This is a genomic window from Lysobacter gummosus (assembly GCF_001442805.1).
Lineage (GTDB): Bacteria > Pseudomonadota > Gammaproteobacteria > Xanthomonadales > Xanthomonadaceae > Lysobacter > Lysobacter gummosus.
In genome coordinates, this window is record NZ_CP011131.1 from 3,307,399 (window position 1) to 3,329,179 (window position 21,781).

21 protein-coding genes, 1 tRNA gene and 2 pseudogenes are annotated in these 21,781 nt (G+C 64.0%); 13 read left to right on the plus strand and 11 right to left on the minus strand.

The genetic code is table 11. The features are described from left to right. Positions 1-91 precede the first annotated feature (91 nt). The 10 genes from gcvA (at position 92) to LG3211_RS24900 (ending at position 7,501) form a co-directional block, all read left to right on the plus strand. Positions 92-1,036, plus strand: a complete 945-nt coding sequence (gcvA, locus tag LG3211_RS13430; protein WP_187313013.1) for a transcriptional regulator GcvA — start codon at positions 92-94, stop codon at positions 1,034-1,036. A gap of 608 nt (positions 1,037-1,644) precedes the next feature. Next, positions 1,645-1,962 carry a PadR family transcriptional regulator gene (locus tag LG3211_RS13435; protein WP_057943289.1) on the plus strand — a complete coding sequence of 106 codons (318 nt, stop codon included), beginning with the start codon at positions 1,645-1,647 and terminating at the stop codon, positions 1,960-1,962. A 14-nt stretch (positions 1,963-1,976) separates the two neighbouring features. Continuing rightward, positions 1,977-2,327 (plus strand): DUF1048 domain-containing protein, encoded by a 351-nt coding sequence (locus tag LG3211_RS13440; RefSeq protein WP_057943290.1) that lies wholly within the window; start codon positions 1,977-1,979, stop codon positions 2,325-2,327. Further along, positions 2,324-3,139: an ABC transporter ATP-binding protein gene (locus LG3211_RS13445; protein ID WP_187313014.1), complete on the plus strand. Its 816-nt coding sequence runs from the start codon at positions 2,324-2,326 to the stop codon at positions 3,137-3,139. Before LG3211_RS13440 ends, LG3211_RS13445 begins: the two co-directional genes overlap by 4 nt. Continuing rightward, complete coding sequence (locus LG3211_RS13450) at positions 3,136-3,897, plus strand: ABC transporter permease (RefSeq protein ID WP_057943291.1); 762 nt, start codon at positions 3,136-3,138, stop codon at positions 3,895-3,897. Before LG3211_RS13445 ends, LG3211_RS13450 begins: the two co-directional genes overlap by 4 nt. Before the next feature lie 507 nt (positions 3,898-4,404). Continuing rightward, complete coding sequence (locus LG3211_RS13455) at positions 4,405-5,418, plus strand: saccharopine dehydrogenase family protein (RefSeq protein ID WP_057945476.1); 1,014 nt, start codon at positions 4,405-4,407, stop codon at positions 5,416-5,418. Positions 5,419-5,640: 222 nt separating this feature from the next. Further along, positions 5,641-5,961, plus strand: coding sequence for an ArsR/SmtB family transcription factor (locus tag LG3211_RS13460; RefSeq protein WP_057943292.1), 321 nt, complete (start codon positions 5,641-5,643; stop codon positions 5,959-5,961). A gap of 21 nt (positions 5,962-5,982) precedes the next feature. Continuing rightward, positions 5,983-6,486: an arsenate reductase ArsC gene (locus LG3211_RS13465; RefSeq protein WP_057943293.1), complete on the plus strand. Its 504-nt coding sequence runs from the start codon at positions 5,983-5,985 to the stop codon at positions 6,484-6,486. Further along, complete coding sequence (locus LG3211_RS13470; protein WP_057943294.1) at positions 6,483-7,133, plus strand: aquaporin; 651 nt, start codon at positions 6,483-6,485, stop codon at positions 7,131-7,133. The genes LG3211_RS13465 and LG3211_RS13470 overlap by 4 nt, the downstream gene beginning before the upstream one ends. A 113-nt stretch (positions 7,134-7,246) precedes the next feature. After that, positions 7,247-7,501 (plus strand): phosphoribosyltransferase family protein, encoded by a 255-nt coding sequence (locus tag LG3211_RS24900; RefSeq protein ID WP_083512524.1) that lies wholly within the window; start codon positions 7,247-7,249, stop codon positions 7,499-7,501. On the opposite strand, the gene LG3211_RS24905 is transcribed toward LG3211_RS24900, so the two are convergent. The 6 genes and pseudogenes from LG3211_RS24905 to LG3211_RS13510 all read right to left on the minus strand — a co-directional run bounded on the left by LG3211_RS24905 (position 7,462) and on the right by LG3211_RS13510 (position 12,462). After that, positions 7,462-8,561, minus strand: a protein-coding gene (locus LG3211_RS24905) for an IS3 family transposase (RefSeq protein ID WP_148648896.1) whose coding sequence is annotated in 2 segments (ribosomal slippage) — positions 7,462-8,300 and positions 8,300-8,561 — 1,101 coding nt in all. Because the reading frame shifts where the segments join, the coding sequence is not laid out codon by codon here. The two genes, LG3211_RS24900 and LG3211_RS24905, sit on opposite strands and share 40 nt — an antisense overlap. A 96-nt stretch (positions 8,562-8,657) precedes the next feature. Continuing rightward, positions 8,658-9,799, minus strand: a protein-coding gene (locus tag LG3211_RS13485) for an IS3 family transposase (protein WP_148648703.1) whose coding sequence is annotated in 2 segments (ribosomal slippage) — positions 8,658-9,562 and positions 9,562-9,799 — 1,143 coding nt in all. Because the reading frame shifts where the segments join, the coding sequence is not laid out codon by codon here. A gap of 247 nt (positions 9,800-10,046) precedes the next feature. Next, positions 10,047-10,391 (minus strand): annotated as a pseudogene (locus LG3211_RS13495) (phage portal protein); the annotation flags it as partial. A gap of 81 nt (positions 10,392-10,472) precedes the next feature. After that, positions 10,473-11,220 (minus strand): annotated as a pseudogene (locus tag LG3211_RS27070) (transposase); the annotation flags it as partial. A 69-nt stretch (positions 11,221-11,289) separates the two neighbouring features. Continuing rightward, a tRNA-Ser gene (locus LG3211_RS13505) sits at positions 11,290-11,379 on the minus strand. A 69-nt stretch (positions 11,380-11,448) separates the two neighbouring features. Then, entirely contained in the window at positions 11,449-12,462 is a 1,014-nt protein-coding gene (locus tag LG3211_RS13510) for a LysR family transcriptional regulator (RefSeq protein ID WP_083512526.1), read from the minus strand. A 120-nt stretch (positions 12,463-12,582) separates the two neighbouring features. On the opposite strand from LG3211_RS13510, the gene LG3211_RS13515 reads away from it, so the two are divergent. Beyond that, positions 12,583-13,161, plus strand: coding sequence for an FMN-dependent NADH-azoreductase (locus tag LG3211_RS13515; RefSeq protein WP_057943296.1), 579 nt, complete (start codon positions 12,583-12,585; stop codon positions 13,159-13,161). A 286-nt stretch (positions 13,162-13,447) separates the two neighbouring features. Here LG3211_RS13515 and serS read toward each other — a convergent pair whose 3' ends face one another. Next, a complete protein-coding gene (gene serS, locus LG3211_RS13520; RefSeq protein WP_057943297.1) occupies positions 13,448-14,740 on the minus strand; it encodes a serine--tRNA ligase in 1,293 nt (430 codons plus the stop codon). A 172-nt stretch (positions 14,741-14,912) separates the two neighbouring features. On the opposite strand from serS, the gene LG3211_RS13525 reads away from it, so the two are divergent. Both LG3211_RS13525 and LG3211_RS13530 read left to right on the plus strand, forming a co-directional pair. Further along, complete coding sequence (locus LG3211_RS13525) at positions 14,913-15,578, plus strand: energy transducer TonB (RefSeq protein WP_057943298.1); 666 nt, start codon at positions 14,913-14,915, stop codon at positions 15,576-15,578. 188 nt (positions 15,579-15,766) lie between these two features. Continuing rightward, entirely contained in the window at positions 15,767-16,378 is a 612-nt protein-coding gene (locus tag LG3211_RS13530) for an energy transducer TonB (protein ID WP_057943299.1), read from the plus strand. Positions 16,379-16,671: 293 nt separating this feature from the next. Here the strand turns inward: LG3211_RS13530 and aroA are convergent, their stop codons facing one another. From aroA to serC, 4 genes are all read right to left on the minus strand, one after another. Further along, positions 16,672-18,012 (minus strand): 3-phosphoshikimate 1-carboxyvinyltransferase, encoded by a 1,341-nt coding sequence (aroA, locus tag LG3211_RS13535; RefSeq protein ID WP_057943300.1) that lies wholly within the window; start codon positions 18,010-18,012, stop codon positions 16,672-16,674. Next, the gene (hisC, locus tag LG3211_RS13540) at positions 18,009-19,169 is read right to left on the minus strand and encodes a histidinol-phosphate transaminase (protein ID WP_057943301.1); all 1,161 of its coding nucleotides are present in this window, start codon (positions 19,167-19,169) and stop codon (positions 18,009-18,011) included. The genes aroA and hisC overlap by 4 nt, the downstream gene beginning before the upstream one ends. Continuing rightward, positions 19,166-20,389, minus strand: coding sequence for a prephenate dehydratase (pheA, locus tag LG3211_RS13545; protein WP_057943302.1), 1,224 nt, complete (start codon positions 20,387-20,389; stop codon positions 19,166-19,168). Before pheA ends, hisC begins: the two co-directional genes overlap by 4 nt. Positions 20,390-20,530: 141 nt before the next feature. Then, positions 20,531-21,616 carry a 3-phosphoserine/phosphohydroxythreonine transaminase gene (gene serC, locus LG3211_RS13550; RefSeq protein ID WP_057943303.1) on the minus strand — a complete coding sequence of 362 codons (1,086 nt, stop codon included), beginning with the start codon at positions 21,614-21,616 and terminating at the stop codon, positions 20,531-20,533. Positions 21,617-21,781 lie beyond the last annotated feature (165 nt).

Consider the following 21,781-nt stretch of genomic DNA (forward strand, 5'->3'; position numbering starts at 1 on the left):
CAACGCTGACAAACGAGATGTTTTCCGCACCGCATTAGGAAAACTAACTTGATAGGATGCCGGCTCCGGCACCCGCAGGCTCGATGCGATCGTGAAGTCCTTCCACCCTGTCCCGCTCAGCGCCTTGCGCGCCTTCGAAGCCGCGGCGCGATGCCTGAGTTTCCAGGCCGCAGCCGCGCAGCTGTTCGTCACCCCGGCCGCGGTCAGCCATCAGGTGAAGCGCCTGGAGGCGCACCTGGGCGTGAAGCTGTTCCATCGCGGCCATCGCGCGGTCGAACTGACCGCGCAGGGCGAGGCGCTGGCCGCGTCGCTGACTCAGTTGTTCGGGCTGATCAACCTGGCCCTGGACCGGGCCACCGCGCCCGCCCACGCCGACCTGCGCGTGAGCACGATGGAATCGTTCGCGGCGAAATGGCTCGCGCCGCGGCTGCATCGATTCCATCGCGATCATCCCGAGGTCAAGGTGCGCATCGAAACCGGCAACGAGCAAGCCGATTTCCTCCGCGACGGCATCGATATCGCCCTGCGCTACGGACCCGGCGCTTACACCGGTGTGCGCACCGAACATTTGCTGGACGCGCCGGTGTTCCCGATCTGCGCGCCATCGCGACCGGACGACAGCCGTCCGCCGCTGACGCAGCCCGACGAACTGCTGCGGCATACCTTGCTGCACGACGAAAGCGCCGTCGGCCGCGCCGGCGTGCCGGATTGGGCCGCGTGGCTGGAATCGGCGGGCGTTACGCGCATGGACGCCACGCGCGGCCCGGTCTTCTCCAGCATCTATCTGGCTCAGGAAGCGGCGATCGCCGGACATGGCGTCGCCCTCGGCGTGGGTCCGCTGGTCGCGGAGGATTTGCAGCGCGGGCGGCTGATCGCGCCATTCGATCACGTCCTCGCTAACGCGTATGCGTTCTGGATCGTGCGCCCGCCCGACGGCGGCGATGGCAATCCGGCTGTCGATGCCTTCTGCCGTTGGCTGCGCGAGGAAGCGGCGGGCGTGGATTCGCAAACCGCGATCGGCGTGGGCGCAGGTTGAACTGATGTCATCGCCGCGAGCGAGTCGCGGCGTTTCTACCTCGAACCTTTGCATCGCATTGCGCGAACGTGATCCTCCAGGTGGAAGGCATAGAACAGCGGCGCTTGCCCTGCGTCCTGACGTCCCGTCATCGCGCCGACTTCCGCCTGATCGATGGCACGTCAGTGCATCAGCATCAGATGGCCGATTCACCCGAATTTTTCAACGGAATAGACCGGAAGCGAACGCTAGTTGGAGATTTGCCGCGCACGCATGCCTCCCGCTGCGTCGATGCATGCCGCTGAAGCTTCAACGCGCTCCCCACGCCTGGAGCGCCGCGGGGGCCGCTGATCCAGCGCTGTGATCCTGGCGAATCGTTGCTGGAATCCGCGAGCACCCAATGAACAGTCAACGCCCGGTCGAATGTGGTCGGCGGCTGGCGCTTCCAGCCGATCGGCAGGCGCGGCAGCCCTTCAAGTTGCTTGAGGTCAAGCCCAGCCCACGACCACCGACGCGATACAGCGCGACGGCAGGCGCCTTCGAGGCGCCGCCGCCGGGGGCTTGCATTTTATCTACTTAGCATTACTATCTACTGGTAAGTAGTATCACTTAGTAGAAAGAGGTATCCGATGGGCAAACAGATGACGGAGATGCTCAAAGGGACGCTGGAAGGCATCGTCCTTGCCCTCCTGGCCGGGAAGCCGGCGTACGGGTACGAAATCACGACCTTGCTCCGGGCCAAAGGCTTCTCGGAAATCGCCGAGGGCACCGTGTATGCGCTGCTCATAAGAATCGAGCAAAAGGGTCTTGTCGACGTCGAGAAACGTCCTTCCGAAAAAGGACCGCCGCGCAAGGTGTACTCGCTCAACGCTCAGGGCGGGAAGGAACTGGAAGAGTTCTGGAGAACATGGCGCTTTCTGTCCGAACGGCTCGAACAACTCAGATAAAGAGAGGCACGAACATGTTTATCGCACGAATGATCGACGAGAAGAAACGTTACCGGCGCTACAAGACGCGCACGCAACAGCTTCCTGCGGATTACCACACCGCCATCGAGGCGCTGGAGCGGTACCTGATGTACTTCGGGCCTGGAAAGGGCGAGGAACTGCTGGCGATGCTGGAGGATCTTGCCGATCTGTTCGACGAGAGCGCGGCGAACCGGACCCCGATCCGCGCGATCGTCGGGGAAGACCCTGTGGAATTCGCCGAGGCGTTTCGTCGGAACTATCCGGTGGGTCAGTGGATCGTCCGCGAACAGGAACGATTGACCAGCGCCATCGACAGCGTGGCGAGAGAAGAGAAAACCACATGACTATCCTGGCAAAGATGGCAACAACGCGCGACCGCGAGCCTGCGATCCGCGTGCAGGGCATGGCGAAGGCCTACAAGGAGTTGCAGGTCCTGCTCGACGTGAACTTCGAGGTGGCCCCAGGCAGCATCTTCGCCCTGCTCGGCTCCAACGGAGCGGGAAAGACCACGATGGTGAGAATCCTGTGCACGCTGCTCAGAGCAGACGCCGGCACAGCCACCATCAATGGATTCGACGTCACCGAGAGCCCGTTCCAGGTTCGCGAATCCATCAGTCTGACCGGACAGTTCACAGCGGTCGACGAAATCCTCTCCGGTCGCGAGAACCTCGTCCTGGTCGCGAAACTGCGCCATCTCGATGACCCCGGGCAGGTGGCGGATGATCTTCTCGCGCGCTTCAATCTCGCCGATGCGGCATCACGAAAGGTGTCTGCGTACTCGGGAGGCATGCGCCGGCGCCTCGACATCGCCATGAGCCTGATCGGGCGGCCGAAAGTGATCTTCCTCGACGAGCCGACCACCGGCCTGGATCCCGAAGCGCGCATCGAAGTGTGGAAAATCGTCAAGGAGCTCGCCAGGCAAGGGACCACCGTTCTGCTCACCACGCAGTATCTCGATGAGGCGGAGCAACTCGCCGATCGGATCGCCATTCTTCATCAGGGGCACATCATCGCGAACGGCACCCTCGCCGAGCTGAAGCGACTGCTCCCGCCGGCGAAGGTCGAGTACGTCGAAAGACAGCCGACTCTGGAGGACATCTTTCTCGCACTCGTGGGCAACAACGACAAGGACGAACCAAGTGAGGGCCACTCATGAGCACGCGCTTCTTCGCAGACACGGCCGTCTTGCTGGGCCGCTCCATGCGCCACATCACCCGCAGCCTGGACACGATCGTCACGACCGCGATCACGCCCGTCGCCCTCATGCTGCTGTTCGTCTACGTGTTCGGCGGCGCGCTCAGGAAAAACACGGATAACTACGTCAATTATCTGTTGCCTGGAATCCTGCTGATCGCAATCGCGTCGGGCATCGCCTACACCGCCTTTCGGTTGTTCATCGATATGAAGAGCGGAATATTCGAGCGATTTCAGTCCATGCCGATCCAACGATCGTCGGTGCTGTGGGCCCACGTCATGACCTCGCTGTTCGCCAACGGGCTCTCGCTCGCGATCATTGTGCTGGTGGCCGTGGCCATGGGATTCCGCACTTCGGCAAGCCCGCTGGCATGGCTCGCCGTTGCGGGAATCCTGGCGCTATTCACCCTGGCGCTCACCTGGATCGCAATCATCGCCGGCCTGTCGGCGAAGTCCGTCGACGGTGTCAGCGGATTCTCCTACCCATTTATCTTCCTGCCGTTCATCAGCTCGGCGTTCGTCCCCACCGATACCATGCCGGGTCCCGTGCGCGTCTTCGCCGAGAACCAGCCGGTCACTTCAATCGTCAACACGATCCAGGATCTGTTTGCGCAACGACCGGTCGGCAACGACATATGGATCGCTCTCGCATGGTGCTCCGGCACCCTCGTTCTGGCGTACGTTTTCGCGATGACGGCGTACCGGCGCAAGATCACCTGAGGACGTATCGGACTGGCTTTCTTCCACCCTACCCCCAAGTGAACGGATGGAAAATAGGCTCGCCACGAATCAATACAATAAACCAAGAAAGATCGATCGCGTAAAAATTCATTGATGGAAACAGTGGCCGAACGGACCGACCCATGTTGATCCGCAACATTCCGCCAAGTATCTGAAAAAACGCGAACAAAGATTTAAAATTTCATCCGAAGTCTTCGTTGAAGCCGCAAGCTGTCGCTGCGACGGTAGCCTCTGGTCTTGTGGAGCACCCACCCAAGCTCGGGTGGAGCCTGCCTTATCGACACGCAAGAAATATCGTTGAGCTTGGTCCTGGGTCAATCAACGCTTTCCCCTGTTCCGAATCAGCCCGACTGCCCACGAAATCATGGGCGGTTCAAGTTCTGCATCCGTGCCTTCGGATTCAACGGTTTAGCTAAAGATTCCGATAGCCGATACAGATAGCGGATGGTTCCATTGGCCAAGACACCATCCGCCGCGGAGCACTGCATGACGAGGTCGAATCGCAACGTCACCGTTTACGGTGCCTACGGACATACCGGCCGCTTTGTTGTCGCCGAACTGTGCGAACGTGGATGGACACCGATACTGGCCGGACGCGATGCAGGCAAGCTGGACGAGATGGGCAGCGCGTTTCCCGAACTCGAACGGCGCGTGGCGTCGGTCATGGATCCATCCTCGCTCGACCGTGCCCTGGTCGGCGCCTTCGGCGTCATCAACTGCGCCGGGCCATTTCTCGACACCGCAGTGCCCATGCTGGAAGCAGCGCTGCGTGCGCGCGTCCACTACCTGGATGTATGCGCCGAGCAGGCGGTCGCGCTTGGCATCTTCGAGCGTTTTTCTGAAACAGCGAGGAATACTGGGATCACAGTGATTCCAGCGATGGCGTTCTACGGCGGTTTGGCGGATTTGCTGGCGACAACGGCGATGCAGGATTGGCCGGATGCAGACGCGATCGAGATCGGCGTAGCCTTGGACCGCTGGCACCCGACGGCAGGCACGCGCGCGCCGAGACGCCCTGCCCACGGTTCGCGTTTGGTATTTACGGACGGAAAACTGGAACCGCTCGCCGATCCACCGCCATCGCGCGAATGGACGTTCTGCGCACCGTTCGCAACGCAACAGATGGTGGCGCTGCCCTTCTCGGAGATCATCACGATCTCGCGGCATATGCGCAGCGATAAGGTGCAGTCCTATATGAACCTCACGCCGCTCAACGACCTGCGCGATCCCAGTACGCCGCCACCGACATCGACCGATGCGCGCGGACGTTCGGCGCAGGTCTTCGCCGTCGATGTCCTGGTGCGCCGGAATGGCCAGACACGTCGCGCAATTGCGCATGGACGCGACATCTACGCGATCAGCGCGCCGCTGGTAGTTGAGGCGCTCCAACGCATAAGCGACGGGCGATGCAGGAAGATCGGCGTCGCCGCCCCGGCAGAGGCGTTCGTGGCCCACGAATTTCTTGCCTCGATCCGCGATCTTCGCCTTGAAGGATGTTGATAGTCATCGCTCTCCGGCGGCAGGTGGAAGCGAACGCCGGAATAAAAGGTAACGAGCCAAATCCGCCCCGCGGGCGGGAGTCGATCAACGCATTCGCGGTATCTCCGGGACCTCGCCAGCGCGAAGCGCTGCGCGAAGTCGTGGCCCTGCCCTCGATCTAAAGCAGTCATTCTTCTGCAACAAAGGCTTGAAATACTTCCTATATTCCGGAAATATAGAAATATGAATACGACCCAGACCATACAGGCGCTTCGTGCGCTCGCCCACGACCATCGCCTTGCCGCTTATCGCGAGCTCGTGCAAGCCGGTCCGGCCGGCATGGCCGTGGGCGAACTGCGCGATCAACTCGATCTGCCGCCCGCGACTCTCACCGCACATCTGAACCAGCTGCGCGCCGCGGGCCTGGTCACCGACGAGCGCGAGGGCAGAGTTATCCGGATACGCGCCGATTACGACCGCATGAATGGCCTTATCGGCTTCCTGACCAAGAACTGCTGTGGCGGAAAGTCGTGCGCTCCCGCCGCCGGCAAGAAGCTTCGTTGAACCGCATCCAAGAGCAGCGAAATGACCGACAAGATCTATAACGTCCTGTTTCTGTGCACCGGCAATTCCGCGCGAAGCATCATGGCCGAGGCGATCCTCAATGTGCTGGGGAAAGGGCGATTCAAAGCCTACAGCGCCGGCAGCCATCCCAGCGGCCAGGTCCAGCCGATGGCCCGGCAGCTTGCCGAAGCCATTGGATATGACGCAAGCCAGATTCGCAGCAAGAGCTGGGACGAATTCGCCGCGGATGGCGCACCCCATATGGATATCGTGATCACGGTCTGCGACAACGCCGCTGGCGAGGCCTGCCCAATCTGGTTGGGCCATCCCGCGCTGGCCCATTGGGGGGTGCCCGATCCTGTGGCGGCCACGGGGGATGAAGAAGATCGCCGCCACGCTTACACCGCAGCGTTCGCCACCCTTCGCCGTCGCATCGAATTGCTGCTTTCGCTCCCGCTGCAAAGCCTGGATCGCCTGGCCGCACAGGCGAAGCTGGGTGAAATCGCGCGCGTCGGCGCCGAATGATCCGGCAGCGTCTGTTCGCGGAATTTCTGGCTACGAGCCTGCTGCTGGTCACGGTCGTGGGCTCGGGCATCATGGCCGAACGCCTGGCAGGCGGAAACGATGCGGTCGCGTTGATGGCGAACACGTTGGCTACGGTCGGCGGGCTCTACATTCTCATTGAGCTCTTCCGTCCCGTAAGCGGCGCCCACATGAACCCGGCGGTCAGCACCGTCATGGCCATGCGCGGCGAACTCTCCTGGCCCCTGCTGCCGGGCTACATCGTGGTTCAGCTCTTGGGCGCTGCGTGCGGCGCATGGCTTGCGAACGCGATGTTCGATCTGCCGCTGCTGGAGTTCTCGACGAAAGCGCGGACCGGCTTGGGTCAATGGCTTGGCGAGATCGTCGCGACCGCAGGACTGCTGCTCGTGGTGCTGCGGGCGCCTTCATCGCGGGTGGCTGCGATGGTGGCTGCATATATAGGGGCGGCCTACTGGTTCACCTCCTCCACATCCTTCGCCAATCCCGCAGCATCCTTCGGGCGCATGTTCAGCGACAGCTTCGCGGGCATTGCGCCGGATGACGTGCCGGCCTTTATCGCGGCTCAGATCCTGGGAGCGACGCTGGGCGCGGCAATCAACAAGCTCGTAGGCACAGCAGATCGCGTCTAGCGTCCAAGGCCTGCCAATCGTTCAGTCGAATCGTTTCGCATGCCTGACGCAGAGCGGCTTTCCGCAACTGCTCGCGCAGCGGCGCGACCGGAACCCAGGCCATCGGAAAAACCGTGATCCTGGTTGATGACGGCATGGCGACGGGCTCGAGCACGCGCGTCGCCGTCGTCGCATTGCGTAAGCGGCAGCCGACGCGGCTGATCGTCGCGGTTCCGGCAGGAGCACCGGAAACCTGCGACGAGTTCCGGGCCGAAGCCGATGAAGCCGTCTACGCGGCCACCCCGGAATGGTTCGCCGGTGTCGGCAAGTGGTGTCACCTCCCCATAAATCAGTGCCACCCAAAACTAGAGGTCGCCGGGTCGTTGTGAACTCGGAACTCGACGGGTGTTAGGCCGCCCAGGCTGTCATGGGGAATCTCGCCGTTGTAGTCGCAAAGCCACTGTTCGGTGTGTTCGCGAACCTCGCTCAGGGTTCGAAATACGTGCATGTCCAGCACACCGCGTCGGTAGCTGCCGCTGAAGCGTTCGATAAAACCGTTCTGCATCGGGCGGCCGGGCTCGATGAAGTCCAAGGTGATGCCTTTGCGTTCAGCCCACTCGGCCAGCGCCAACGCGATGAACTCCGGGCCGTTGTCCAAGCGCAACTTGCGGGGATAACCGCGCCAGGCGCCAATGCGTTCCAGGGTGCGGATGACTCGGGTAGCCGGCAGATTCAGATCGACTTCGATCGCCAAGGCTTCGCGACTGAAATCGTCGATGACGTTGAAGGTGCGAAAGCGGCGGCCATCCCATAGTGCGTCGGACATGAAGTCGATCGACCAACTGCCGTTGATCTGCTCGCCGGCTACCAGCGGCAAAGGATGCCGGTTAGGCAGTCGTTTCTTGCCGCGACGTCGGTGATTAAGTTGCATCAGGCAATACACCCGCCACACCAGCTTGTGGTTCCAAGGCTGCCCTCGGCGCCGGATCAACTGGAACAGCTTGTCGAATCCGCGCTCCGGGAACCGCTCAGCCAACTCCGCCAACAACGCAATGACCTGCTCGTCGCGATCCGGGCGCCGCACCGTCGATCGCGACAGGCCAATCGCCGTACAAGCCCGGCGCTCGCTCCAACCGTGGTACTCCATCAACCACGCGGCCAGCGGGCGCTTATGCCCCGAGGCTAGAGCTTTTTTGCGATGACATCCTTCAAGGCATGGTTTTCCATCGCCAGCTCGGCGTACATACGTTTGAGCTTGTTGTGCTCGGCTTCCAGATCCCGCAGCCGTTGCACATCCGCCGCTTCCATCCCGCCGTACTTGGACTTCCACACGTAGTACGTTGCTTCGGAAATGCCCAACTCGTGGCAGACATCCTTGACTTGGCGCCCGCCTTCGACCTGCTTCAGCGTCGTGACGATCTGGCTCTCAGTGAACTTGCTCTTGCGCATTTCAGTCTCCTTTGGGCTAGTTTGCCTGGAGACCTCTAGTTATTGCTGGAGTGAGTTTACGGGGAGGTGAATCGCCCAGGTTTTTGTAGACAGTCGTCAGCCGTTTAGTGCGTACCGCCTTTCAAACTCTATCGGGGACAGGCCATTGTTGGAACTGTGCCGTCGTTTGGGGTTGTAGAACAGCTCGATGTAATCGAACACATCGCCTCGTGCTTTGTCATGGGTATGGTAGATCCGTTGCTTAACCCGTTCGCGCTTGAGCAACTGGAAGAAGCTTTCCATCGCGGCGTTGTCGTGACAGTTACCGCGTCGGCTCATGCTGCACACGATGCCGTGGGCCTTCAAAAAGCTCTGCCAGTCTTCGCTCGTGAACTGACTGCCTTGATCCGAGTGCAAGAGCAAACCAGGCGCGGGCTTGCGTCGCCACACCGCCGCTAGCAGCGCCTGCAGCACCAGATCGGAGTGCTGCGTTGGACGCGTGGCCCAGCCCACGATCCTGCGGGAGAACAGATCGAGCACGACGGCCAAGTACAAGAAGCCTTCGTGGGTGCGAATGTAGGTGATGTCGGTCACCCAGGCCCGATTGGGTTCTTGCGCTGTGAACTCACGCGCCAGCACGTTGTTGGCGACGGCGCCGATCGGCCCGCTCAACGGCCGCGGCCGCCGGCCGTAGCCCACCATGGCGCGCAGCCCTTCTTGCTTCATCAAACGCGCAACGCGGTGTTTGCTGCACGTTTCACCCAACTCGCGCAGGTCCGTGGTGATCTTGCGATGGCCGTAGATCGAGCCGCTTTCCAACCAACTGTGCTTGATCAATCCCAACAGACGTTGGTCGTCGCGTGCACGCGCACTGGCCGGCGCGTGAAGCCAAGCGTAGTAACCGCTGCGGTTTATGCCCAAGACACGGCACATTGCGGCCAGGCCGAACTCGTCGGCGTGCTGCTTCATGAAGGCGTACTTCACCTTTACCCCTTGGCAAAGTACGCGGCGGCTTTTTTTAGGATGTCTCGTTCTTCAGTCACGCGCCGAAGTTCTGCCTTCAGGCGTCGCACGTCCGCGTTCTGATCTTTTTCCACACGACGAACCACATCGCTTTTGCCTTGCTGACGCCGCCAGCCGTACAGGCTGTGCACCGACACGCCCAGGCGCTCGGCTACTTCGGCCACCGGCCGCCCGTACTCCACGATCTGACGGACCGCTTCGATCTTGAACTCATCGGTGTATCGCTTCGCGCTCATAACCACCTCCACTTAAGCCATAGTTTATGGCTGCGAGATGTCTACGAAACCCTGGGCGATTCAGGGATCGCTCGTGCTGCTGCCATTTGCGAAAGAGAAATGTCCGCAATGCGGACAAAATTTGTGACCATTGAGCTGTAGCAGGAGATTTCTTCGCGCGCATGTTAGAGATGAAATTTGCTGTCTAAATACTAGAGAAATCGGCCCCGGCAAATGCCGGGGCCTTTCTCATGTGCTGACCCAGCAGTCATGCGTCACCCAGATCGTATGGCAAGAAACGCACAACCTCGTCGCCGATCCAATCGTTGATGCGACGGAAGCGAGCTTGCAGCGGCAGCAACTCGTTTCGCGCGAATACGCGAGCTGCCTTTTCCACGTCATCGAATCCGCCCGTGTTGTTCGGCACGATTCCTAGCAGTTGCGACGGCACGCGATGCGCGGTGAGCACGTCATCGCGGGTCGCACCCTTGATGCCTAGAAATTCGTCCTTCGCCGCAACCTCGCTGATCGGGATGACCTGCACGCCGTCTTTCTTTCCATTCGGCGAGTACAGGAACAGATTTCGGAAGTTGCCGACGCCCTTTGCATCGGCGAAAGGCGTATCGCTCGCAGAGGAAGCCGGCGAATTCAATGACTGGCCTGCGTTAACTGGTCCAGATGTAAAGTTAGTTTACAAGGCTAGGCATTGCCGCGTGTACTCATCGATCAACACCAATATCTTCAACACAGCCCATCATGGGTTCGCTCCATCACGAAATCCCAGCTCCAGACGTGATGAGGATGCTCGGGCCGCAAGCGAAGACAACTGCCATCGGCGAGCCAGAGCCGACCGCGCTTGGGTTGCTTGGTCGACACCTTCAGTCCTTCGCGCTTCCAGATACGCTCGACTCGCGATCGACTCGTTGACCAGCCTTGCGCTCTCACCAAGGCATGCACGCGCCGATAGCCGTAGCGGCCGTACTGGCTGGCCAATGCGATCAGCGCCTGCGTGAGCGAAGACTCATCGCTGCGTGGCTGCGGAACATAGCGAACCGACGAGCGGGTGACATGCAATGCCCGGCAAATCCGTCGCTCCGCGTAGCCCAGGTGCTCGTGCACGTGCACGTGAGCCACAGCTTGACGACGACGCATCGGGCTTAGAAGTTTCCCTTGCTTACCTCTTGCAGGATCTGGTTATCGATCACCGCGTCCGACAAGGCACGCCGCAGCCTTGCATTCTCCATCTCCATCTCCAGGTCCTTCAGGCGTTTGGCCTGGTCTACCTTCAGGCCGCCGTACTCCTTGCGCCAACGGAAGTAGGTTTGCTCGGTCACACCCAACTGGCGACTAATCTCGGCGATCGTGCGGTCTTGAGCCGACAGCACTTCGGCTTCTCGCAGCTTGTGGATGATCTCTTCGGAACTAAAGCGCTTCTTAGGCATGGTCCAAATCTCCTTGGTCATAGTTTATGAACAATCGATCTGGATCAGTTTTTTCAGGTCAGCTCAATCTGGCGGAGAGAGTGGGATTCGAACCCACGGAAGGTTTGACCCTTCGGCGGTTTTCAAGACCGCTGCCTTAAACCACTCGGCCATCTCTCCGTAGAACGCGTTGCCGCTCGCGGGCGGCACCCTGCGCGCCCGGCCTTGCACCGGGCGCGGGACATTCTCTCACGCCGGAGCGGAAATCTTCACCGGCTTGTCGTGCTTCTTGCCGTCGCGGTGGGCGACGCTGTCCGGGCACGGCTGGCCGCCCTTGATGTCGCTGCATTGCAGACGCGCGGATTCGACCAGGGACGGCGCCTTCTCGGCCAGGAAGTCGATGAATACCCGCACCGCCGGCAGCAGGCCGCGGCGCGAGGCGAACACGGCGTGGAAAATGCCCTGCGGCAGGCGCCAGTTCGGCAGCACCACTTCCAGCTCGCCCCGGCGCACGGCTTCGGCGCAGACGGTTTCCGGCAGCAGGGTGATGCCCACGCCCTGCTCTGCCAGCGCCATCAGCATCGGGAAGTCGAAGCCCATCACGCGCGGCTTGAGTTCGACCTTGCGCACTTCGCCGTCGGGACCGTGCAATTCCCAGCGCTGGCGGGCGTCGTCTTCGCTGATGCTCAGGGTGACGTGATCGGCCAGTTCGTCCGGATTGGTCGGGCGGCCCATGCGGGTCAGGTATTTGGGGCTGGCGACGAGCAATTCCTGGATCTGGCCGAAGCTGCGCATGACCAGGCTGCCGTCGTCGTCGAGCTTGGAGCGCACGCGCAGGGCGACGTCGATGCCTTCGTTGATGATGTCCACGCGCCGGTTGCTGACGTGCAATTGCACGCGAACCTGCGGGTACTTGGCCAGGAATTCGGGCAGCAGCTTTGGAATCTGCTGCTGCGCGAGACCGACCGGGACGCTGACCCGGATCACCCCGCGCGGCTCGGCACTGAGCCGATCGACCACTTCGCGCGCGGCCTGGGCCTCTGCCAGCATCGATTGGGCGTGGCGATACACGCTGTTGCCGACTTCGGTCACGGCGAAGCGGCGGGTGGAACGCTGCAGCAGGCGCACGCCCAGATCGGTTTCCAACTGACTGATGCGGCGGCTCAGGCGCGACTTGGGAATGCCCAGCGCGCGCTCGGCGGCGGCGAAACCGGCGTGGTCCACGACCATCGCGAAGTAGTAGAGGTCATTGAGATCGTGCATGACGATAGTTCCAAAAGTAGAACAGTTGGTGGTATTGAACCAGCTTTATCCCATTACCGCAACGATCCAGACTTTGCTCCAACGCGGCACCGCCCGCCTTCCAGCCTACCGAGGCCCACCATGAAGCTGCTGCACATCGATTCCAGCGCCTTGGGCGCAAATTCCGTGACCCGTGAGCTGTCCGCAGCCGTAGCGGCGCGTTGGCAGGACGAGGTGGCGGGGCTGCGCATCGACTACCGCGATCTGGACGCCGACCCGGTTCCGCATCTTACCGGTCGTTCCCTGGCAAAGGTCGATCCGGCCGAAACCGAGGAATCAGAGCGCATCCTGCAACAATTCCTGGACGCCGACGTGATTGTATTGGGCGCGCCGATGTACAACTTCGGCATTCCTTCCACGCTCAAGGCCTGGATCGACCGGGTCGCGGTGGCCGGCAGGACCTTCCGCTACACCGCCGACGGCCCCGAGGGGCTGGCCAAGGGCAAGAAGGCCATCATCGTCAGCGGCCGCGGCGGTTTGCACACCGGCCAGCCCAGCGATTTCCAGGAGACCTACCTGCGTCACGTCCTCGGTTTCATCGGCGTGACCGATGTCGAGTTCGTGCGTGCCGAGGGTGTGTCTTACTCGCCTCAGCATCGTGCCGACGCGCTCGCTGCGGCGCACGCTTCCATCCCGCTGCCGCAACGCAAGGCGGCATGAGGCTTCATCCGTGTCTGTCCCGCAACACCCGTGATTACCGTGTAGCTCCCAAGTCCGGCGTTCCCTCCCCCCACGCCGGCATTCGCCGGGTCCTGACGGGCCCGGCTTTTTTGTGGCCGCGGTATGGGCTCGCGGCCCTCACCCCGGCCCTCTCCCGCAAGCGGGAGAGGGAGTAGTACGACGCGACCGGAGCGGTCGAACAGCAAGCGCGAACGAAAACCTCCGAAGAGCTCCCTCTCCCACTTGCGGGAGAGGGCCGGGGTGAGGGGCCGCGAACCTGTCCCGCTCAAGCCAGCGTTTCGACCCCGCCTATGTAACGCCGCAGCGCCTCGGGCACCGTGATCGAACCGTCGGCGTTCTGGTAGTTCTCCATCACCGCGATCATCGCCCGGCCGATCGCCACGCCGGAGCCGTTGAGCGTATGCACCGGCTCGGGCTTGCCGGTGGCCGGGTTGCGCCAGCGCGCCTGCATGCGGCGGGCCTGGAAGGCCTCGCAGTTGGAGCACGAGGAAATCTCGCGGTAGCTGTTCTGGCTGGGCAGCCACACTTCCAGGTCGTAGGTCTTGGTCGCGGCGAAGCCCATGTCGCCGGTGCACAGCAGCATGCGCCGGTACGGCAGGCCGAGGGTTTCCAGCACCACTTCGGCGCAGCGGGTCATGCGCTCGTGCTCGGCGTAGCTGTCTTCCGGACGCGCGATGGTCACCAGTTCGACCTTCTCGAACTGATGCTGGCGGATCATGCCGCGGGTATCGCGGCCGGCGCTGCCGGCCTCGGCGCGGAAACACATCGAATGCGCGGTCATGCGCAGCGGCAATACGGAGTCTTCGACGATCTCGTCGCGCACGATATTGGTCAGCGGCACTTCCGAGGTCGGGATCAGATAGCGCTTGCTGGCCGATTCGCCCTCGCCGACCAGGGTCGCGAACAGATCGTCCTCGAACTTGGGCAACTGGCCGGTGCCGCGCATGGAATCGGGATTGACCAGCAGCGGGACGTTGGTTTCTTCGTACTCGTGCTGTTCGACGTGCAGGTCCAGCATGAACTGGGCCAGCGCGCGATGCAGGCGCGCCAACTGGCCGCGCAGCACGGTGAAGCGCGCGCCCGACAGCTTGGCCGCGGTTTCGGCGTCGAGCCAACCGTGGCGGGCGCCGAGTTCGACATGGTCCTTGACCTGGAAATCGAATTCGCGCGGCGTGCCCCAGCGGTGTTGTTCGACGTTGGCGGTTTCGTCCGCGCCCAGCGGCACCGAATCGTGCGGCAGGTTGGGAATGCCCAGGGCGATGGCTTCGATCTCGGCCTTGATCGCATCCAGGCGCGTCTCGCCGAGCTTCTGCTCGTCGCCCATGCTCGACACCTGCGCCATCAGGTCGGCGATGTCTTCGCCCTTGCTCTTGCGCTTGCCGATCTCGCCGGAGAGCTTGTTGCGCGAAGCCTGCAACTCCTGGGTGCGCACCTGCACCATCTTGCGCTCGCTTTCCAGCGACACCAGCGCCGCCGGATCCAGGGCGTAGCCGCGGGTGGCGTGCAGGCGGGCGGCGAGTTCGCCGGGCTGTTGGCGCAACAGGTTCGGATCGAGCATGACTTAGCCGGATGTGGCGGGGAGAACCGCAGATTATCGCGTCAACGCGGCTTTTTCGCGAACCGCGCGTGGTCCGCGGCGGTTGCGGCCGACAGCGCGCGGCATTTCGTTGCAGAATGCACGGCGTCTCGAAATCGCCGTGATCCCTCCGACCCGCGAGTCCTCCTGCCCTATGTCCACGCCCTCCCCCGCGCCGCGCCGTTCCTTCAACTTCGCTTCCTGGCTGCCCTCGGGCAAGGCCTGGTGGTGGGTGCTGGGGGCGTTCGCGATCGGGCTGGCGCTGTTCGCCTGGGTCTGGTCGAGCAACCGCAACCGCAACGACGGCTTCTACCGCGCCGGCGAACAAGCGCCGCCGACCAGCGAGCAACCGTTCTATGCGCCGCTGCCAGCGCCCGCAGCCGCCGACGGAAGCGCCCCGGCCGCGCCGCCTGCGGCGCCGGAAGCGACGACGCAGGCGGCTCCGGATGAGCAGCCGCGCTTGGTCGAGAACCCGAATCCTCCCGCTCCGCCGCAGTCCGCGCCGAGCGCGCAGCCCTCGCCGGCGCCGGTCGCCAGCGGCGCGCACGTGCCGGCCACGCCGCTGCCGGGCAACCGCGCGCCGCAGTACCCGGCCGCGTCGCTGCGCCGCGGCGAAGGCGGCACGGTGCGGGTGCGGGTCGAGGTGACCGAACAGGGCGATACCGGTGCGGTCGATGTCGCCGAAACCAGCGGCTCGCGGATGCTCGACCGCGCCGCGGTCAATGCGGTGCGCAGCTGGCGTTTCCGCCCTGCCATGCGCGGGGGGCGACCGGCGGCCGACGTGGTGATGGTGCCGATCACGTTTAATCCAACCCAGTAAGCATTCAACGCGCTATTACCGAAGCCGAGCCCCCCGACTTCCAGCTTTTAAATGCCGCTCATGCCCAATTCGCGCTTGAATCGCCCCTGAACCAAATCCACACCTCGTTCACCCGCGAGTAACGCCGCCGCTTAGAAGCTCGGCCTCCGCGATCCCATCCCCCGGGGATCGTTCGCAAGGAGGTCGGCATGAGCACACCGTCACAAACCATCGATCCCAACCGGCCCGAGCACGAGGTCCCGGCTCCGGAAGCCACCGCGGTCGAGGCCGCGCCCAGCCGCAACGGCCTGTGGCTGCTGATGTTGCTGCTCGCGGCCACGTTCATGGGCTGGTATTTCTACGGCAAGCGCCCGGCCGTCGCGCCGCCGGCGCCGATCCATCCGGTGGTGACCTTGCCGCCGGTGGAACGCACTCCGGCCGATGGCGCCGCCGACGCCAACGCCGCTACCGCATCCAGGCAGGCCGCCGTGGCCAAGGCCAAGGCGGCCGCGCATCGCAAGGCGCTCGCGGCCAAACCGCGCGCCACCGACGCGCGACCGATCGCAAGCCGCAGCCCGGAACCGCGTTACCCGGTCGCCGCGCTGCGTCGCGGCGAAGGCGGCACCGTGGTGCTGCGGGTCAATGTCGGCGCCGACGGCGTTCCGGACGACATCGCGGTCTCCCGCCGCAGCGGCTCGCGCGATCTCGATCGCGCGGCGATGCTGGCCATGCGCGACTGGCGCTTCAAGCCGGCGACTCGCAATGGGCGCGAGGTCGCTTCGGTGGTGGAGCAGCCGGTGGAGTTTCGTCCGGCGCAGTGAAGGGTCGATCAGCAAGCCGGGATATGCGGCACTGCGATCTGAAAGAAGAGCGTCGGGGCTGAAGCCCCTCCCACAAAAAAACGGCAGCCTTCGGGCTGCCGTTTTTTTTGCGTGGCGGATTTTGCAGACATGACATATCTACAAGGTCGTCATTCCCGCGAACGCGGGAATCCAGGGCCTTTCGTGCGAGAACGCTAGAAGTCGCTGGATGTTCGGCTCCGCCGAAGTAAAGCGGAACCCGCCTTCGCGGGAATGACGGCCTGGGGAGACCGGTGGCCTTCCTAGCAGCCGCTTTACTCAGCAACCCTGACCCGCATCCCCGCCTGCGCCGCCAACGCCTCGAAGCCCGGAAACGAAGTCGCCACATTGGCCACATCGCCGATCCGCACTTCTCCCGACGCCAACTGCGCGGCGATGGAAAAACTCATGGCGATGCGATGGTCGCCGTGGCTTTCCACTTCGCCGCCATGCAGCGGGCCCCCGTCGATGATCGCGCCGTCGGGCGTTTCCTCGATGCGCGCGCCCAGCGCGCGCAGACCGGTGGCCATGGTCGCGATGCGGTCGGATTCCTTGACCCGCAACTCGGCCGCGCCGCGGATCACGCTGCGCCCTTGCGCGAGCGAGGCGGCGACGAACAAGGCCGGGAATTCGTCGATCATGTCCGGCACCAGCGCTTCAGGCACTTCGATGCCGTGCAGTGGCGCATGGCGCACGCGCAAGTCCGCGACCGGTTCGCCGCCCTCGGCGCGCGGGTTTTCTTCGACGATGTCCGCGCCCATCAGCCGCAGCGCCGCCAGCAGGCCGGTGCGACGCGGGTTCATGCCGACCGCTTCGAGCAGCAGCTGCGAACCCGGCACCACGCTCGCCGCGACCAGGAAGAACGCGGCCGAGGAGAAATCCGCCGGCACCGCGACATCGGTCGCGCGCAGCGTGTGGCCGCCGCTCAATCTGGCGTAGCCGGGCGAGAAGTCGATCGGCCAGCCGAACGCGGCCAGCATGCGCTCGGTGTAGTCGCGGGTCGGATGCGGTTCGTGCACGACGGTGTCGCCGCGCGCGTACAGGCCGGCCAGCAGCAGCGCCGACTTCACTTGCGCGCTGGCGACCGGCAAGGTGTATTCGATCCCGGTCAGCGCGCGGCCGCCATGGATGCGCAGCGGCGACAGGCCGCCTTCGTCGGTGTCGATGCGCGCGCCCATCGCCGCCAGCGGCTCGGTCACGCGGCGCATCGGCCGCTTCGACAACGAGGCATCGCCGATCAGCACGCTGTCGAAGGCTTGTCCGGCCAGCGCGCCGGCGAGCAGGCGCATGCCGGTGCCGGCATTACCGCAGTCCAGCGGCGCGTCGATGCCGCGCAGGCCGTGCAGGCCCACGCCGTGGACGATGCGTTCGCTCGCGCTCGGCGTTTCGATGCGCACACCCAAGCGCTCGAACACGCGCGCGGTGGCGCGGGTGTCCTCGCCTTCCAGAAACCCAGTGACGCGGGTGACGCCCTCGGCCAATGCGCCCAGCATGACCGCGCGATGCGACACCGACTTGTCGCCGGGCACGCGCAGCGAGCCACGCAACGGCATGCCCGCGCCGGCGATCCAGTCCTGCGCGGCGGCGGCGCCGTGATCGGCGCTGGCCGCGCTCATGCCAGCACCTCGTCGAGCGCGGCGAGCAGGCGGCGGTTTTCGTCGGGCGAGCCGACGCTGATGCGGATGCAATCGGCCAGGCCATAGCCGCCCATCGGCCGCAGGATCACCCCGCGTTCGACCAGGGCCGCTTCGATCTGCGGTGTGCGCGCACCGAACTCGACCAGCACGAAATTGGTCTGCGACGGAAACACGCGCAGGCCGCGCCTGCCCAGCGCCTCACTCAAGGCCGAACGCTGCTCGGCGTTGCGCGCGCAGGCCCACTGCAGATGATCGACATCGCCCAGCGCGGCTTCGCACGCGGCCAGCCCCAGGCCGTTGACGTTGAAGCTTTCGCGCAGACGGTCCATCACCGCGATCAGCCCGGGTTGCGCCAGCAGATACCCAACGCGCAGGCCGGCCAGGCCGTAGGCCTTGCTGAAGGTGCGGGTGATGGCGAGATTCGGATAACGGTCGAGCAAGGACAAGGCGCTGGCGTAATCGGGCGCGTCGGCCATTTCCGCGTAAGCCTCGTCCATGACCACGATCACTTCGCCAGGCACGCGATCGAGGAACGCGATCAGCGCGTCGCGGCCGAACCAGGTGCCGGTCGGGTTGTTCGGATTGGCGATGTAGACCAGGCGCGTGGCCGGACCGACCGCCGCGGCGATCGCGTCCAGGTCGTGGCCGTTGGGCATCGCCGCATCGCGCGGCAAGGCCTCGACGATGCGCATCTGCGCGCCGGCGGCCTGGGCCGACAGCGCGAACACGGCGAAGCCGTAACGCGAGAACACGATCTCATCGCCCGGACCTGCGAACACTTGCCCGAGCTGCATCAGCAATTCGTGCGAACCGTTGCCCAGCTGGATCTGCTTGACGTCCACGCCATGCCGGGCCGCGAGTGCGCGCTTGAGATCGGCGCCGAGCGGATCGGGATAGCGATGCAGCGCGTGCAGGCTGTCGAGGATCGCCTGGCGCGCGGCCGGCGACGGGCCGTACGGGTTTTCGTTGGAGCCCAGTTCGGCGAGGTTGGCTTCGCCGAACTTGCGCCGCAGCGCGACCAGATCGTGGCCCGGATCGTAGGCCTTCAGGCGCTGCACGCCCGGCTGCGCGCGCGCGGCGAACCAGGCTTCGTCGAAGGCCGGCGCCTGCGCGGATTGCGATGCCGCCTGACTCATGCGATCGCCACCGGGTAGGAACCGAGCACCTTCACCTCGTGCGCGAGTTCGTCCAGTTCTTCCAGCGCTTCGCGCATCGCCGGCTCCTGCACGTGGCCGCCGATATCGACGAAGAACGCGTACTGCCAGCGGCCGGTATGGCCCGGACGCGACTCGATGCGGTTCATGCTCAGCCCGCGCTTGGCGAACGGCGAGAGCACGTTGTACAGCGCGCCCGGCTCGTCCTTGATGAAGATCAACAGCGAGGTGCGGTCGTTGCCGGACGGCGTGAACAGTTCGCGGCCGATCACGAGGAAGCGCGTGGTGTTGTCGGGACGGTCTTCGATGGGACCGGCGACGTTGCGCAGCCCGTAGACGTTGCCGGCGCTGGCGCCGGCGATCGCCGCCGCGTCGTCGGCGTTGCGCGCGCGGCGCGCGGCCTCGGCGTTGCTCGACACCGCGATCTTCTCCGCCTTGGGCAGGTACTGGCGCAGCCAGGCCTTGCATTGGGCGAAGGACTGCGGGTGCGAGTAGACGCGCTCGATATCCTCGATGCGGCCGCTGCGCGAAAGCAGATGCTGGTGCACGCGCAGTTCGACTTCGCCGCTGATCTTCAGCTTGGAGGTCAAGAACATGTCGAGCGTGGACTGGATGGTGCCCTGGGTGGAGTTCTCCACCGGCACCACGCCGAAATCGGCGCTGCCGGCTTCGACTTCCTGGAACACTTCCTCGATGCTCGCCAGCGGCAGGCCGTGGATCGAATGACCGAAGTGCTTGTACACCGCCTGCTGCGAATGCGTGCCTTCCGGGCCGAGGAAGCCGATCTTCAACGGCTCCTGCTGAGCCAGGCAGGCCGACATGATTTCGCGGAACAGCCGCACCAGCACTTCGTCGTTGAGCGGGCCGTCGTTGCGATCGACCACCCGGCGCAGCACCTGGGCTTCGCGTTCGGGGCGGTAGTAATCCACCGCCGCGGCGAGCTTGCCCTTGGCCTTGCCCACCTGATTGGCGAACTGCGCGCGCTCGCCGATCAGTTGCTGGATGTGCAGGTCGATGCCGTCGATGCGTTCGCGCAGCGTGGCCAGATCGGGAATGGCCGCGGCGGGCGCAGCTTCTTCGATCGCAGCCGGCTTGGCTTTGCCCGCCGGTTTATTTTCCGCGGCGCTATTGGCGGCGGCGGGCTTCGCCTTGCCGGGCAGCTTGGCTTGCGATTTCTTGGTCTTGCTGGATTTGTCAGTCATTGGAGTCTCGTCGCTTCCGAAGGTGTTCGCTGCCGTCCGTGGCGAAACTTGATCGCCTTCGGATCGCCCGGCCCGGCCATCCTTGGCCGGGCGTTCGCAGCCGCGGCCGATGCCGACAGGGCATCGGCCAAGCGCGGCCGCTCACCCGTGCCGTTGTTGGAAGTCTTGCATGAAGGAAGCCAACGCCTGCACGCCCTTTTCGGGCATCGCGTTGTAGATAGAAGCGCGCATGCCGCCCAGGGCGCGATGGCCCTTGAGCGAGATCAGCCCGGCCGCTTCGGCTTCCTTGAGGAAGGGCTTGTCCAGCGCTTCGTCCTTGAGGAAGAACGGCACGTTCATGCGCGAGCGCACCGCCGGCAGCACTTCGTTGCGATAGAAGCCGCCGGAGTTGTCGATCACCCCGTACAGCAGCGCCGACTTGCGCGCGTTGCGCTGGGCGAACTCGGTCACGCCGCCTTCGGCCAGCATCCACTTGAACACCAGCCCGGCCAGATACCAGTTATAGGTCGGCGGAGTGTTGAGCATCGACTCGCCCTTGACGTGAGCGCGGTAGTCGAAGATTTCCGCGCGCGGCTGGCCGGCGCGTTCGAGCAGTTCGCGCTTGACGATGACCACGCTGACGCCGACCGGGCCGAGGTTCTTCTGCGCGCCGGCGTAGATCACGCCGAACCTGGACACGTCCAGCGGCTCGGACACGATCGAGGAGCTGAAATCGGCGACCAGGGGAACCTCGCCGACGTCGGGAATATCGCGGAACTCAACGCCATGGATGGTTTCGTTCGCGGTGTAGTGAACGTAGGCCGCGTCCTTGGACAGAGTCCAGGTGTCGCGCGCCGGAATTTCGCGGAAGCCGCTGGCCTCGCCGTTGGCGGCGACATTCGCGTTGACGTAAGGCTTGACCTGCTTCAATGCGGTCTTGCCCCAGTGGCCGGTGACCACGTAGTCCACGGTCTGGCCGGGATTAGCGAAGTTCAACGCGATCAACGCCTGCTGCGCGGTCGCGCCGCCCTGCAGGAACATCACCGCGTAATCGTCCGGGATCGACATCAGCGTGCGCAGGTCGCGCTCGGCCTCGGCGGCGACCTGGATGAACTCCGGTCCGCGATGGCTGAGTTCCACGATCGAGGCCCCGGCGTTGTTCCACTCCAGCAGTTCCGACTGCGCCTGCAGCAAGACCGATTCGGGCAGGGTCGCGGGACCGGCACTAAAGTTGAAAGCGCGGGACATCGGTGGCTCCGTGGTTGGGGTGGGCCCCGCAGTATGCCGCAGTGCAGCACCGTGTGTACTTGTCGTTACTCGCGCAACTTTTACCCCGCAAGCGGCCTCTATAGGGGTACCCGGTCTCGTATGGATGATGAGCCGCCCCCACCCGCCGCGAAGCCATCGCCCGTC

What these genes read in the sequence shown, in the direction of transcription:
- LG3211_RS13435 (WP_057943289.1), top strand. Translation starts at nt 1,645, where the DNA reads ATGGGCAAACAGATGACGGAGATGCTCAAAGGGACGCTGGAAGGCATC.
- LG3211_RS13440 (WP_057943290.1), top strand. Translation starts at nt 1,977, where the DNA reads ATGTTTATCGCACGAATGATCGACGAGAAGAAACGTTACCGGCGCTAC.
- LG3211_RS13445 (WP_187313014.1), top strand. Translation starts at nt 2,324, where the DNA reads ATGACTATCCTGGCAAAGATGGCAACAACGCGCGACCGCGAGCCTGCG.
- LG3211_RS13450 (WP_057943291.1), top strand. Translation starts at nt 3,136, where the DNA reads ATGAGCACGCGCTTCTTCGCAGACACGGCCGTCTTGCTGGGCCGCTCC.
- LG3211_RS13455 (WP_057945476.1), top strand. Translation starts at nt 4,405, where the DNA reads ATGACGAGGTCGAATCGCAACGTCACCGTTTACGGTGCCTACGGACAT.
- LG3211_RS13460 (WP_057943292.1), top strand. Translation starts at nt 5,641, where the DNA reads ATGAATACGACCCAGACCATACAGGCGCTTCGTGCGCTCGCCCACGAC.
- LG3211_RS13465 (WP_057943293.1), top strand. Translation starts at nt 5,983, where the DNA reads ATGACCGACAAGATCTATAACGTCCTGTTTCTGTGCACCGGCAATTCC.
- LG3211_RS13470 (WP_057943294.1), top strand. Translation starts at nt 6,483, where the DNA reads ATGATCCGGCAGCGTCTGTTCGCGGAATTTCTGGCTACGAGCCTGCTG.
- LG3211_RS13510 (WP_083512526.1), bottom strand. Translation starts at nt 12,462, where the DNA reads ATGCACGATCTCAATGACCTCTACTACTTCGCGATGGTCGTGGACCAC.
- LG3211_RS13515 (WP_057943296.1), top strand. Translation starts at nt 12,583, where the DNA reads ATGAAGCTGCTGCACATCGATTCCAGCGCCTTGGGCGCAAATTCCGTG.
- serS (WP_057943297.1), bottom strand. Translation starts at nt 14,740, where the DNA reads ATGCTCGATCCGAACCTGTTGCGCCAACAGCCCGGCGAACTCGCCGCC.
- LG3211_RS13525 (WP_057943298.1), top strand. Translation starts at nt 14,913, where the DNA reads ATGTCCACGCCCTCCCCCGCGCCGCGCCGTTCCTTCAACTTCGCTTCC.
- LG3211_RS13530 (WP_057943299.1), top strand. Translation starts at nt 15,767, where the DNA reads ATGAGCACACCGTCACAAACCATCGATCCCAACCGGCCCGAGCACGAG.
- aroA (WP_057943300.1), bottom strand. Translation starts at nt 18,012, where the DNA reads ATGAGCGCGGCCAGCGCCGATCACGGCGCCGCCGCCGCGCAGGACTGG.
- hisC (WP_057943301.1), bottom strand. Translation starts at nt 19,169, where the DNA reads ATGAGTCAGGCGGCATCGCAATCCGCGCAGGCGCCGGCCTTCGACGAA.
- pheA (WP_057943302.1), bottom strand. Translation starts at nt 20,389, where the DNA reads ATGACTGACAAATCCAGCAAGACCAAGAAATCGCAAGCCAAGCTGCCC.
- serC (WP_057943303.1), bottom strand. Translation starts at nt 21,616, where the DNA reads ATGTCCCGCGCTTTCAACTTTAGTGCCGGTCCCGCGACCCTGCCCGAA.